Annotated in this window: 18 protein-coding genes; 13 read left to right on the top strand and 5 right to left on the bottom strand. The window is 68.6% G+C overall.

The genetic code is table 11. From position 1 onward, the window contains the following. Positions 1-257, bottom strand: a 257-nt coding sequence (locus D3273_RS28895) for a hypothetical protein (protein ID WP_207210883.1), incomplete at its 3' end; no start/stop codon positions are given. Between the two features lie 362 nt (positions 258-619). Between D3273_RS28895 and D3273_RS23490 the strand changes: the two genes are divergently transcribed. Continuing rightward, a complete protein-coding gene (locus D3273_RS23490) occupies positions 620-874 on the top strand; it encodes a hypothetical protein (protein ID WP_129229335.1) in 255 nt (84 codons plus the stop codon). Between the two features lie 56 nt (positions 875-930). Here the strand turns inward: D3273_RS23490 and D3273_RS23485 are convergent, their stop codons facing one another. Further along, complete coding sequence (locus D3273_RS23485; RefSeq protein WP_129229333.1) at positions 931-1221, bottom strand: hypothetical protein; 291 nt, start codon at positions 1219-1221, stop codon at positions 931-933. A gap of 138 nt (positions 1222-1359) precedes the next feature. Beyond that, positions 1360-2127 (bottom strand): helix-turn-helix domain-containing protein, encoded by a 768-nt coding sequence (locus D3273_RS23480; RefSeq protein ID WP_165359638.1) that lies wholly within the window; start codon positions 2125-2127, stop codon positions 1360-1362. A gap of 71 nt (positions 2128-2198) precedes the next feature. Here D3273_RS23480 and D3273_RS30045 point away from each other — a divergent pair, with 71 nt between their 5' ends. Further along, entirely contained in the window at positions 2199-2471 is a 273-nt protein-coding gene (locus tag D3273_RS30045) for a carph-isopro domain-containing protein (RefSeq protein ID WP_428977801.1), read from the top strand. Positions 2472-2544: 73 nt separating this feature from the next. Here the strand turns inward: D3273_RS30045 and D3273_RS23475 are convergent, their stop codons facing one another. Further along, positions 2545-2952 (bottom strand): hypothetical protein, encoded by a 408-nt coding sequence (locus tag D3273_RS23475; RefSeq protein WP_129229330.1) that lies wholly within the window; start codon positions 2950-2952, stop codon positions 2545-2547. Positions 2953-2971: 19 nt separating this feature from the next. On the opposite strand from D3273_RS23475, the gene D3273_RS23470 reads away from it, so the two are divergent. The 8 genes from D3273_RS23470 (at position 2972) to D3273_RS23435 (ending at position 9678) form a co-directional block, all read left to right on the top strand. Next, the gene (locus D3273_RS23470) at positions 2972-3418 is read left to right on the top strand and encodes a hypothetical protein (protein ID WP_129229328.1); all 447 of its coding nucleotides are present in this window, start codon (positions 2972-2974) and stop codon (positions 3416-3418) included. A 313-nt stretch (positions 3419-3731) separates the two neighbouring features. After that, entirely contained in the window at positions 3732-3941 is a 210-nt protein-coding gene (locus tag D3273_RS23465) for a hypothetical protein (RefSeq protein ID WP_129229327.1), read from the top strand. Between the two features lie 55 nt (positions 3942-3996). Further along, entirely contained in the window at positions 3997-5448 is a 1452-nt protein-coding gene (locus D3273_RS23460) for a replicative DNA helicase (RefSeq protein WP_165359637.1), read from the top strand. Next, complete coding sequence (locus D3273_RS23455) at positions 5445-6422, top strand: DUF1376 domain-containing protein (RefSeq protein ID WP_207210882.1); 978 nt, start codon at positions 5445-5447, stop codon at positions 6420-6422. The genes D3273_RS23460 and D3273_RS23455 overlap by 4 nt, the downstream gene beginning before the upstream one ends. After that, positions 6419-7024: a hypothetical protein gene (locus tag D3273_RS23450; protein ID WP_129229325.1), complete on the top strand. Its 606-nt coding sequence runs from the start codon at positions 6419-6421 to the stop codon at positions 7022-7024. Before D3273_RS23455 ends, D3273_RS23450 begins: the two co-directional genes overlap by 4 nt. A gap of 106 nt (positions 7025-7130) precedes the next feature. Next, positions 7131-8645, top strand: a complete 1515-nt coding sequence (locus tag D3273_RS23445; protein WP_129229324.1) for a DUF6551 family protein — start codon at positions 7131-7133, stop codon at positions 8643-8645. Next, positions 8642-9217: a RuvC family protein gene (locus D3273_RS23440; protein ID WP_129229323.1), complete on the top strand. Its 576-nt coding sequence runs from the start codon at positions 8642-8644 to the stop codon at positions 9215-9217. The genes D3273_RS23445 and D3273_RS23440 overlap by 4 nt, the downstream gene beginning before the upstream one ends. Continuing rightward, a complete protein-coding gene (locus D3273_RS23435) occupies positions 9214-9678 on the top strand; it encodes a hypothetical protein (RefSeq protein ID WP_129229322.1) in 465 nt (154 codons plus the stop codon). Before D3273_RS23440 ends, D3273_RS23435 begins: the two co-directional genes overlap by 4 nt. 202 nt (positions 9679-9880) lie before the next feature. Here the strand turns inward: D3273_RS23435 and D3273_RS23430 are convergent, their stop codons facing one another. After that, a complete protein-coding gene (locus D3273_RS23430) occupies positions 9881-10132 on the bottom strand; it encodes a hypothetical protein (RefSeq protein ID WP_129229321.1) in 252 nt (83 codons plus the stop codon). Between the two features lie 104 nt (positions 10133-10236). Here D3273_RS23430 and D3273_RS29875 point away from each other — a divergent pair, with 104 nt between their 5' ends. The 3 genes from D3273_RS29875 to D3273_RS23415 all read left to right on the top strand — a co-directional run bounded on the left by D3273_RS29875 (position 10237) and on the right by D3273_RS23415 (position 12397). Further along, positions 10237-11370, top strand: a complete 1134-nt coding sequence (locus D3273_RS29875; protein WP_342634284.1) for a recombinase family protein — start codon at positions 10237-10239, stop codon at positions 11368-11370. A gap of 109 nt (positions 11371-11479) precedes the next feature. Further along, positions 11480-11953 carry a hypothetical protein gene (locus D3273_RS23420; protein WP_129229320.1) on the top strand — a complete coding sequence of 158 codons (474 nt, stop codon included), beginning with the start codon at positions 11480-11482 and terminating at the stop codon, positions 11951-11953. Between the two features lie 84 nt (positions 11954-12037). After that, the gene (locus D3273_RS23415; protein ID WP_129229319.1) at positions 12038-12397 is read left to right on the top strand and encodes a type II toxin-antitoxin system RelE/ParE family toxin; all 360 of its coding nucleotides are present in this window, start codon (positions 12038-12040) and stop codon (positions 12395-12397) included. Positions 12398-12399 lie beyond the last annotated feature (2 nt).

Raw genomic sequence — 12399 nt, 5'->3', positions numbered from 1 at the left:
CCACATCGCAGCCTGAGACCCGTCAGGAGCCGCGGTGAGCACCAGACCAAACTCCACCACCTTGACGGACGTGATCGCGCCGCCACGCGCTCCGCGAGCTCGATCACTCTGAGGTCCGAGCGAGCGGTCTGTGCCGGGCGCGCGTCGCTGTCGGCTGTCGGCAGGTCGAGAGTGGCCAGGGGCGGCACGGCGCCTGGCCGCGATGAGCCGGTGAGGGCGTGCACGCTGGCGGACGTGGCGGAGACGATGTCGAGCATGGTGACGGTCCTGTGCTGGGGAAGGGCGCCGATCGACGATGCGGAGGACGGCGGCGCCGGCCGGCCTCGGATGAGCGAGCGAGGAAACCCGCCCGAAACGGTCAGGGGCGGGGCGATGCCACCGCGGCGTGAGGCGGCGTGAGGGCGGGAAGGTCTGCGACGAGCGCGGCGAGCGGCCGTTCGAGGCTGATCAGGCCGAGGCGACCGAGCGCACGGCGGCAGCGACCGCGCCGCACGACGGTGAGGGGGATGGCCCAGCCGCGCCGGAATGGAGCGAACCGCGCTGGTTGGGGACGCGTTCTCGTTGCGGATCGACGAAGACGCACAGCGTCGTGAGCGTCGATCGAGCAGCGAGCAAGCCGATGAGACGCGTCCGCGTCGCCACCCTGATGGCCGTCGTCACGGTGACCCTGGCCACACCAGCCTTCGCCGACAATCAGATGAAGCAGTCGCCCCTGTTGATGCGCCGCGCCGGGCCGTCCTGCCAGCCTGGGAACCTCGGCGCCGAGCCGGGCGCAGGCTACTACTACCGGCTCGGCCCCTGCGCTGGGGCGGACATGACGGCCCCGGAGGTTGACAGGGAAGCGAGCGTTCCTGGCAGGCGCCGACGGTTCTGACCGGCCGCCGGGCATCGCATGGGAAGGGGTGAGGTGGAGCAGCATCGTGCCGCCCCTCACGCGAGCTGCAGGCCGAGCAGCACGGCGTGGTCGGCGAAGGCGAACCACAGGCCCTTCAGCGTCTCGAAGCCGTGCTCGGAGCGGAAGGCCTTGGCGCGGGCCTTCGGGCCCCTGATGTCGGCGAGGTCGGCCAGCACCGCGCGGGCGCAGGTGACCTCGGCGGCGAGGTCGGCGGGGATGGTGCGGCCGGCGGTGCGGGCCGCGACGGCGTCGATCGCCTTGCCGATGCGCGCCTGGACGTCGTCGAGGTCGGCGTAGTCGCGGGTGAAGAGGTCGGAAAGGGCCACAGTTCCCTCCCTCAGACGCTGGCGATGAGGGAGAGCGGGGTCGGCGGAGGGCTGAAGCGACATGGCGGCGGGCTCCATCGCGGAAGCGATGGCTTAATCTACGCAATTAGCGTAGCATGTCAACGCGAAATGCGTAGATCAAGCTTCCTCGGTATCCTCCTCGCTTGCGATCACACCCTCGCCGAAAAAGTCCCCTTGGGCCGTCCGGGCGATCATTCTCCGGCGCAGATCACGCGCTTCGGCGCTTGCATCAACCGCAATCACGCTTGTAGATCGAACAACCGATGTAATTTCTGCAGCCCAGACTATCGCTTGGTCGAATAGAGAGGGCGTGTTGTGTCCGTGCAAATGAATCAAGCCTTGTGTATTCGACTTGGATATCTTTCGAATTAACCTCCTACCGTCGCTCAATCTGACAACAGCCTCACACCCATCAATCAGACTATGCGGATTCTGCCCCGTTCTTACAAATCCCAAAATGTCGCCATCTTCATACCGTGGCCACATAGTCGATCCTGCAACACGGACGCCAATTGTGGCATTCAAAATTGGAATTGAAGTTGAGATTTCAGAATACCCCTCAACAGGTAACCCCAAAGATTTGGGACTGATCTCGCCATTTTCGAATACATCACCTATAATTGGGATCTTAAATAATTCGTCCGACTCGCCAAATATTAAACCTTGTCCAATCAAGAGATAATTAATACCTACCCCAAAAGCCTCAGCAATGCGCTGAGCCATCTTTTTGCTCGGCTCTCTGTCCCCATTCTCATATCCAAGATAGGTGGAAACTGTCCAGCCGTAAGCACGTGCTGCTTCACTGGCAGATTTATAGCCCTTCATAGTTCGTAGGAACTTGATGCGTTCATGAATGGTTTCTGGTGGTTGCTGAGTGTCTGTCATGGCGTCATCGTGATGTAATTGGCTACGCATTTGGCGTTGACGTGAGCCACGCAATATGCGTAGCATGTCTCATGCGAACGAGCACGCGGCACCAAACTCCTGTTCAGACTCTTATCAAGAGGGTCGGTGCCACATATCTGGCCGGCCGTCTCGGACATGAGAACGTTTCGACGGTGTCGAGCTGGAAAGCTCGCAACTCCATCCCACTCCCATATTGGCCCGCGCTCATCGCTGCCGCTCGAGAGAAAGATATCGACCTCGACGAGGCGGCTCTCGTCCGCATCCATCTCGCGCCGGCCAAGGCCGACAACTCATCCGATCAGGCCGATTCTCATGCTGCCTGACCTCTTCCGTCAGCAGCGCCGACGTAATCCAGCCCAGAGGCCCGCACCGGCTCGCGTCGAGAACGGTACGACTTCAGCCCGGCATGCCGTCGTCGTTTGCGATGCGGCGCCCGAGCGTAATGCGGGCCCAGGCGGCCAGTGCCTCGTGCAGCTTCGCCATGGCCAGGGTGATCAACAGCGACGGATCCGGGATGTCGGTCACGAAGACCTCGATTTCGGCGCTGGCGTCCGGCCCGGATACGTTGAACACCACGGCAAACGTGACCTCGCCATCGTCGTCCGTCGGGTCGGGGCTGATCTTGCAGACGCTCTCGACGTCGAACGTCCACGGCTCGTCCTGATCGCCGAGCATCCCGGCCTCCCTCGGCTCGCTACCCTGTTCCCGGTTCGGCCGGCGCATCCGCTCCCCAGCATCCGCGCCGGCCACCGTCGTCACCGCTCGTCGAGCAGCTCGCGTCTGCCCTCCGATGGTCATCACCATCGCAGAGGAACCGTCGCGAATGCCCGACAAGTCGTCGCTCCACCTTCGCCTGATCTGGTCGGAAGGGGCCAAGGCCATGAGTGAACTCATCGCGGCTGAGATCCGCACGATCTGCCGCCACGCCTCCGAGCCAATCCGGCCCGGCGACACCGTCAAGGAACAGATCCGCCGAGCCTGGGAGGCTCTCCAGCGCCCGGCCTTCTGGCGGGTCCGCTCAGGCTTCTACGGCGAGGGCGGCACCTGGTCCGCCGCGGCCGTCGCGGACTTCCAGGCCCGGTACCGGACGCTGATGGCCCGCCGCGTCCGGGAGGACGCCGCCGCCAAGGCGGTGCAGCAGGTGAAGCAAGGCAGAGGCACCCCAACGGATGTGGAACTCGCGCGTGACGACTACCGGACCCTTCTCGCCAGGCTCGAAGCCGTCGAAGCCGCCCTTCGCCTTCGGGGCCCGGACGCGCCTGGCGCGTAGGATCATGAAGTGCGGAGCCAGTCTCGCGGTCGCGATCGCGCCGTGGATCGCCGACCAGCCGAGCCCCGAGCAGCTTGACGCCGGCTCGACATCTTTTGGGGAGCAGCAGCCGTGAGCGCGCTCCCTCATCCGAATACGGCCTGGATCGTCCAAGCCGTCAGCGTGTGGGCGGTCGCTGGACCGCAGACACACGAAACCCGCGCGGGTCTCCCCGGCGCGGGCTCGGCATCGGTCGTCACATCAGTCTCGCAAGCCGATGTGTACCCGATCCGGTCCCTCCCGTCGAGACATCGCGCTCAGCAGAGAGCGCATCATGTCCACAGCAGATCAGGACTTCGTCCCCCCGCTCGCGGTCGTCCGCGAAGTCGTCCGCGCCCGCCGGATCGCGGCTCATCTCGCCACCGAGGCGATGCTGGGTTCGCTCGCGCCGGAACCGACGGCCGACATCTGGATGGATCTCGGCGAGATGGCGAGCCGCGCGGTCGGCAAGCTCGCCCGGCGCACCGGATACGATTTCCCGTGATCCCCGGCGGGGGCCGCACATGGCCCCCGCACCCGACCCGAGAAAGGGACATCGCATGAACGCCATGGTGCCCCCGACCGAATTCGGGCAGCCCCCGACACGCCCGCTGCCCACCAACGTCGAGGCCGAGCAGGCATTGATCGGGGCGGTGCTGGTCAACAACGCCGCCTGGCACGCCGTCGGGCCGGGGCTCGCTGCGGACCACTTCGTCGAGGAAATTCATAGACGGATCTGGGACGTCGCCTCGACGCTGATCCGCGAGGGTCGTGTGGCGTCGCCGCTCACTCTGAAGACCTACCTCGGCGACCACGACCTCGGCGCCGGCATGACGGTGCCGCGCTACCTCGCGCGCCTCGCCGCCGACGCGACGACGATCGTCAACGCGCCGGACTACGCCCGCATGGTGACGGAGCTCCACGCGCGGCGTGCCCTCATCGCGGTGGCTGCCGAGATCGACGCCCAGGCCTATGACCCACCGGCCGGCACGCCGGTGGAGCGCCTCATCGAGGGTGCCGAGGGCGCGCTGATGGAGGTGCGGACCCGCGCCCTGGCCCACAGTGCGACCACCCGCATCGACGCCGTCACGGCCGCGGACGAGCTGCTCGCCAAGGTCGACCGCATCCGCGCCGGCGAGGCCGTCCCGCTCGGGGTCACCACCGGCATCCCCGGCATCGACCAGGACACGAAGGGCATGCGCCCCGGCGACCTCTGGGTTCTCGCCGGCCGGGCCTCGATGGGGAAGACCATCATGGCGATCGCGCTCGCCCGCGCTGCGGCGCGCTCGGGTGCCGGCACCATCCTGTTCCCCTTCGAGATCGGGAAGGAGCAGGCCGCGGCGCGTGTCCTCAGCGACCTCGCCTACAGCCCACGGGCGCCGCTCGGCTACGGTCGGATCCTGGCCGGTGAAGTCGACGAGGAGGACCGTTGGCGCCTCGACGAGGCCCGGGCGCGCCTAGCCGCGATGCCGCTCGTCTTCGACGCAGCCGATGGCGCCACGCTGGCGACGATCTCCGCCCGGGTGCGGTCCGAGCGCGAAAGGATGGCGAGGCAGGGCGTCAAGCTCGGCGTGGTCGTCCTCGACTACTTGAACTTCATCAAGGCCAGCGACCGCTACCAGGGACAGCGCCACAACGAGATCGGAGAGATCTCCATCGCGTTGAAGCGCCTCGCCACTTCACTCGGCATCTGCGTCGTCCTGCTCGCCCAGGTGAACCGACAGACCGAGCAGCGCGACGACAAGCGCCCGGGCATCGCCGATCTGAAGGATAGCGGCAGTCTCGAGCAGGACGCCGACGTCGTCCTGCTGATGTACCGCGACAGTTACTACATCGAGCGCTCTTCGGCCTACCAGAACGGAGATGTCGAGGCGCACATCCGCGCCAACGACGCGCGAAACGAGATCGACGCCATCGTCGCGAAATGCCGGCTCGGCGCCACGCGGAGCCATAAGCTCTGGTGCGACGTGTCCTGCTCCATCATCGCCGCCCAGGCGCGGGGTGGCCTGTGACGGCGCCCGACCTGTCCAACCTGCCCGACCCGCTGGTCTCCGCCGAGGTCGACCTGCGCGACTTCGCCTATCTCCCGCTCGACGCCGTGCGGCTGCGGGACAGCGACCTTGCGGCCCTGTCCAGCGGCGACGGCTTCCGCGCCGCGGTGCTCCTCTGGTGCACGTCCTGGCATCAGTCGCCCGCGGCGAGCCTGCCCGACGATGACCGGTTGCTTGCCCGGTATGCTGGATACGGTCGCGACGTCGACGCCTGGAAGGCGGTGCGCAACGAAGCGCTCCGCGGCTATCAGCTCTGCTCAGACGGACGCCTCTACCACCCTCTGCTGGCCGAGAAGGCCAACGAGGCTTGGGTCTCCAAGCAGGCCCGGAGAGCGCGGACCGCAGCGGCGACCGCGACGAGGAGCAAGGGCGCATCGTCACCTCGGAACGATGACGACCGTCGACCTGACGGGCCGGCCGCAGAGGGCGACCACGACGTGGACCGTCACGATCCACGTGACGATGATCGTCACGATGAGCAGCACGATCGACGTAACGTTCACCAAGGGAAGGGAAGGGAAGGGAAAGGGAATAGAGGTTCCTCGCTTCGCTCGGAACGCGCGGGCGCCGGCGCGGCCGAACCCGAACCGTTCGATCGCTGGTGGGAGGCCTGCCCCCACAAGGTCGGCAAGGACGACGCCCGGAAAGCCTTCGATCGGATAATCCGGGACGAGCGGGCGACGGTCGACGAGCTCATCGCCGGGATCGATGCCTACCGGCGCACCAAGCCGCCCGACCGCCAGTGGTGCAACCCAGCCACGTGGCTGAACCAGGGCCGATGGACCGACCAGCCCGCTGACGCGCTGCCGCTGATGGGCGGGGGCGCCCGCACCAGCCCGGCGAACGGCGCCGCCCCGCACCGCCCGACCTCGGGACCCGCATCCGCCCTCATCGGCATCGCTGCCGTCGTCAACGCCCATCGGGAGGCGTCATGAACGCCATCGTCACGCTGCCCATCGCGTCGTTCGACCTGGCGCACCTGACCCCGGCGGCTCCATCGCCGCTCGAGGTGATCCTGTCCGCATCCGGGCCAGCCTTCATGGGGGTGTTCGCCCCCGACGGGGGCCGCCCGGAACTGTCCACCCTGCGCGAGGGCATCCAGCGGGCTCAGGCGTTCCTGGACAGCTGTGCGGCGCAGACGGGTGCGCTGCGTGATGCAGCTGCGCCGCTGCCGGTCGAAGCGATCGGGCGACAGATCGGCGCCTTCGTGACGGCGTGGCCGAACGCGTCGAAGGCCGACCTCGCGGGATACGGCGCACAGCTCGCCGAGGACGTCATCGAGCGCCGGCCATGCCGCTATGCGCTCCAGGCGGCGCTGCGCCGCCTGCGGCACACCTCGCGGTTTCTGCCGTCGATTGCCGAGGTCCTGGTGGCGATCGACGGCGAACAATCCAGGATCCGCGGCACGCTCTGGCACGTCAGCCAGATCCCGACCGAGCTGGATCGCGCGCGGACAGCGCTGGCGGCTGCGAAGGGGCGTGCAAAGGCCACGCGGCAGCGCGACGGGGAACGATCCAGCCTCGGAGGTACGGCGTGATCGCCGCCGCCGACCCGCTCGACGGCGGCCGTGGGGCGCCTCTGTCGATTCCCGCTGCGGGCTCTTGCCTCGCCACGCCCATCCCGGTCCTGGAGCGCGACACGCCGTGACACTGAATATCCCCCGCAACAACATCACCGTCGAGATCGCCGCGGCCGCGGCTCGGCTCAGCGGTACGCCCGAGCAGGTCGCCGCTCGGCTGCGCCGCCTGCTCGACGAAGGTGCGCCCAAGGCCGGGCCGCGCGAGAGCGCCGACGCGCGCCGGGAGCGCGAAGCCGAGACGGCCGCCCACCAACGCGCTGTCGCCGCCCACCAGCACCGCCTCGCGGCCGATTTCGCCGAGGCGCGAGGCTGGCGGGTCACCACCGCACCGCTCGCCGTGAAGGAGGTTGCCCGGCGAGGGCCGCCCGGCGGGAACTGGCACCGGCCGCCGCGGGAGTGGCTCGGGACGATGTTCCATCCGACCTTCTACCGCGATGCTGCGCGCCGAGCCGCCGCGATGGTGGCTCATCCGCTCGCCGAAGTGGTCGAGCAGGGTCGCATCGAGATCGAGATGTGGGCGGCCGAGCGCGAGCTGACGGTGAGCTTCCCCGATGTAGCGAGCTGGCAGGATCCGGGCCGCAACGTGCTCGCCGTGTTCGAGCCGGCGGCGCCCGCCGAGGTCGCCGACCTGGCACCGGCCCGTGTCGAGCCGAGGCTCGACACCTCGCGAGCGCCCTCGACCGCGCCCGACCTCGCCAGCATGCGGCCGATCCAACCGGTTGACCTGGACGGCGTCGAGCCGGCTGACCTCGCTGCCCAGGTGGCTCCCGTGTGGGAACTCGTGGCGCCGACCGAGCTCCTGGTCGACGAGAGCTACCAGCGCGACCTCAGCCCCAAGAGCCTCGCGTTGATCCGGCGCATCGCGTCGGGCTGGGACTGGCGCAAGTTCAAAGCGCCGATCTGCGCCCGGGTGGATGGCCGATTGCACGTGCTGGACGGCCAGCACACAGCCGCCGGCGCTGCGTCGCACGGCGGCGTTCCGCTGATCCCCGTGCTGGTGGTGATCGCCCCCGAGGCCGTCGACCGGGCCCGCGCCTTCATCAGCCACGCTACCGACCGGCTCCCGACCACCATCACGCAGGTGCACCACGCCGCCGTGCTGGCCGGTGACGAGGACGCGCTGACGATCGACCGCGTGTGCCGCGCGGCCGGCGTCGACCTCGTAGCCTTCCCGCCGCCACGCTCGGCCTACCGGCCGGGCCAGACGGTGGCCCTCAACGCGATCCGCCGCGTCGTCGACAAGCGCGGCGCGATGCGGGCGCGCCAGGTTCTGGAGGTGCTGGCGAAGGCTGATCTTGCCCCGATCTCGGCCGACCACATACGCGCCGCCGAAGCCCTGCTGTGCGATCCGGACCTGTCCGGCGAGGTCGACGCCGAGCGCATCACGGCCGGCATGCGGGCCCTCGCTGCCAAAGGCTACGTCGAGGCGAAGACGCTCGCGGCGACCAAGAACCTCGTGCTCTGGCGCGCCATGGTGGCGGTCATCCTAAGGGCGAGGAGGTCGCGGCCGAAGGGCGGCCGCCAGAGCGATGGATTGACGACCGGCGACGCGGCCGAGGTCGAGGGGGAGGCCGCATGACCGCGCTCGACCTCGTTCCCCAGGCCAGCACCGGCGGCGCTGCGCTGCCGCCGGACCTCCTCGACCTCGCCGAGGCCGATAGGGCGCGCCGCATCCTCGCCGTCGACATCGGGGCGCACGGCGCTGCGGCGCTGCTCGACGAGACGGGCGACCTCCTCGACGTGGTCGACCTGCCGACGCTGCCGAGCGGCCCGGCCTGCCGCCCGGAGATCAGCCCGCATCTCCTCGCCAGCATCGTGCGCCGCTGGAGCCCAGCGCGCGCCTGGGTCGAGCACATCGGCCCCCGAGCCGGTGACCGCCCGGCCGGCGCGTTCGCGTTCGGCGGCAGCAAGGCCACCGTCGAGGCCGTGCTGGCGTGCTGCGCCGTGCCCTTCCGCACCATCACGCCGGCCACGTGGAAACGCGCCGCCGGCATCCCGGCCGGGCAAGGGATGAAGGGCGTAGCCCGCTCCCGCGCCATCGAACGCTGGCCCGCGCACGCCGAACGCTTCGCCCGGGCGTGCGACCACGACCGGGCCGAGGCCGCGCTGATCGGTTGGGCCGGGATCCAACGGGAAAGGACAGGACGATGACGAGAAACATGGGGCAACGTGCGTGCCGACAGAAGGCCAATCTGCTGAAACGCGTGGCGGTCGCATCAACCTTGGCGGTCACCGGCGGCGTCGCGTGGGGCAAGGATCCATTGCTCGATCTTTTCACACCAACGCCTCATCAAACACCTTCCATCCAGAAAAGAGTGAATTTCGCGGGTTTTGATATATTCCGGTATAGACCGGATCAAGGACCTCTTCTCAGGATCTACGGCCCCAACTCGCTCGATCAAAAAAACCCTGTCGTGACGGTCAACCCAGACGACAATTTGGTATTCATCGACTGGGTCGAGGTCCAAAAATGCGCGGCCCACTGGCTAGAAAGGGAAGCCGGACCTCCGAACGACTTAGTCGCCGGCATCTGTCGCGCTTTGGTCTCCGCGCGAACCGATGGGTGGCGGTCTGCCGGTCGAACAGGCGATGCACCAGAGGTGACGCCATGACGAGGCACCAGCCTCAGCCGAACCTCACCCCCTTGCGCTCGACCTTAGCCCTCCTGGAGCGCGAGACGGCACGCCGGGCGAAGGGCTCGCACCCGGGGATGATGCGTCTGGCGGACGACGAGCTTGCGGCGCTTCTGGCGGTCCTTCGCCGGGAGGTCGGGACTGCGCCGGCCGAGGAGCCTGCCCGGTGATGGCCGCGGCGCTACCGGCCGACCTGGTGCAGCCCGAGCGACAAGGCTTGCAGAACGACTGCAGCGGCAGTCACAGCCGCGGCCCGCGCGTTCAGGTCGGCGCCCTTCGCGAGCGCCTGCCGCACGGGCTCGAACACCTCCGGGCTGCTGTCCAGGCCGACCCCCGGAAAGGGCGGTACCCGGATCCGGCTCGCTCGAAGCCACAGCACCGCAGCGGCGAGGCCGAGCAGGACGGCCATCCACGCGCAGACGTTTTCCAACATGATGACCCTCGACGGCTTGACCGGCTGACATCTCAGCCGGTTGCGAGCCGGCGGCGGCCCGGCCCCATCACGCGCCACATGGCGACCGATCAGCAGGTGCTGGTATGAGCTTCCACGTTCCGCCGCCGTGGCCCAGCGAGGGCGACGCGTTCGACGAGGTCGACGCGATCGAGGCCAAGGCCGAGCCGACGTCCGCCGACCTGGAGCGGCTCGACGTGCTGGCGCGCCATCCTTCGTCGCTGGTAGCCATGTCGGCGCGCCAGGTGGCGGGGGCAATCCGGGGCATGGCGGCGCGCATCAAGGCCGCGCAGGCCGAGCAGCACCAACCCACGGCGCACGCCGGGTCTGATGCGAGTTTGACGGAACCCTACACCGCCGAGCCGGAAGGGGAGGGGGTGCAGACTACCGCCCCCCTCGACCTCGCCGGTGGAGAAAGGGAAGGGCCCGCTCCGGCCGAAGATCCCACCCCGAGCGCCTTGCCGGTCACCTCGGATCAGCCCATAACGTCCTTGCCAACGCTCGTTGACGAGGATGTTATCAACATGCCGGCCGGGTCGTTCGTCACCTATTACCGCGTGTCGACCGCCAAGCAGGGCGCATCCGGCCTGGGCCTCGACGCCCAGCGCGTCGCCGTGAAGGGCTACCTCAACGGTGGCGACTGGCGCGTGGTCGGCGAGTTCGTCGAGGTCGAGAGCGGTCGCAACAGCGATCGCCCCGAGCTCGCCAAGGCCCTGGCCAGCGCCCGGCTGCATCGCGCGGCGCTGGTGGTCGCGAACGTGTCCCGCCTCACCCGATCGTCGGGCTTCCTGCACAAGCTGCTCGACGCCGGCGTGGACGTCCGCTTCGCCGACCTGCCGCAGATCGAGGGGCCGACGGGCCGGTTCATGCTGCAGCAGATGGCCGCCGTCGCCGAACTGGAAGCTGGGATGATCGGGGACCGGACCCGCAAGGCGCTCGCCGCCGCCAAGGCTCGCGGGACGAAACTCGGTGGCAGCCGCGGCGTGGTGCTCACCGCCGAGCAGCGCGCGATGGGTCGCGCAGTCCAGACGGCACGATCAACTGCACGCGCCGCCGACGTCGCTCCGATCATCGCCGGCCTGCAGGCCGAGGGCGTCAGCAGCCTCGCGCAGCTCGCCGCGGCACTGACCGAGCGCGGGATCCCGACCAGCCGCGGCGCCGAGCGGTGGTCGCCGATGCAGGTGTCGCGCGTGTTGAAGGCGGTCGCCCATGGGACCTAGGCCACCCCACCGCGGCGCTGCGGGACTCGCTGGCGGGCGTTTGCGGGGTCGGGCTCCCGAGACAGCGCCGAAGCCTGTCTCGCCTGTCGGCGCCCCGTCCCCGCGGCGTGTGCCAACGATCCCGACGGCGCTCCTGCCAGCCGACACGCGGCGCGACCTGTCCGCCATCGCGCAACAGCTCCGCAACGTGCCGCGAGCGCTCATCGGCGACCCGGCCGAGGTGGTTCACTTCCTGGGACGCACCGCCCGCGCGCTGGAGAGGGTGCGGGACATGCCGATCGCGCTCCCGACGTTACCCCCGGCGACCACGCGGACGTCGGCCCCGATGCCGGCTCTGTCGTCCCCCCCGCGCGCGCTGTCGGCGCTGGAGCGCGCCGAGGCGGTGTTCCGGTCGGCGGGTGCTGTGTTCACACCGACGACGGGCGGGTCGACGGGACCGCTCTCACCCCCGGTGTCCGGCTCGCCTACATCAGGATCGAGCACCCTGCCCCGCCCGCGGGTCGTCATGGACCGGAAGGGCCGCGGTGTCCGCGTCGAGGTGCGGAGGGCGCGGGAAGCCGGACAGATGGAGATGCCGCTGTGACGGATTGCCCAGCGCTGGAGGCCGCCGGTTCACTTCCGATAATATGGTCTTGAAACCATATTCGGATCGGTGCATTGAAGGCGTATGCCATTCACGGTTCTCTTCGACGAGGCCTTCGAGGCCGACTTCGACAAGCTCCCGGAAGCGGTCCAGGATCAACTCCTGGCCCGGACCGCGATGCTCGAGGAGTTCGGCCCAGGCCTTGGGCGGCCGTATGCCGACACCCTGAATGGGTCCAGCTACCCCAACATGAAGGAACTGCGGTTCCAGAGGGATGGGGTGTGGAGGTTCGCATACGCTTGGGACCCCCAGCGACAGGCCATCGTCCTGTGCGGGGGGAACAAGGAAGGGGCTAACCAGAAACGGTTCTACAAGGACCTGATCCGAGTGGCCGATGCGAGATTTTCGGCGCATGTCACGCCACGTATGCCAGTAGCAAAGTAGGA

The organism is Lichenibacterium minor (assembly GCF_004137685.1).
Lineage (GTDB): Bacteria > Pseudomonadota > Alphaproteobacteria > Rhizobiales > Beijerinckiaceae > Lichenihabitans > Lichenihabitans minor.
This window is presented reverse-complemented; position numbering and strand designations above follow the sequence as displayed.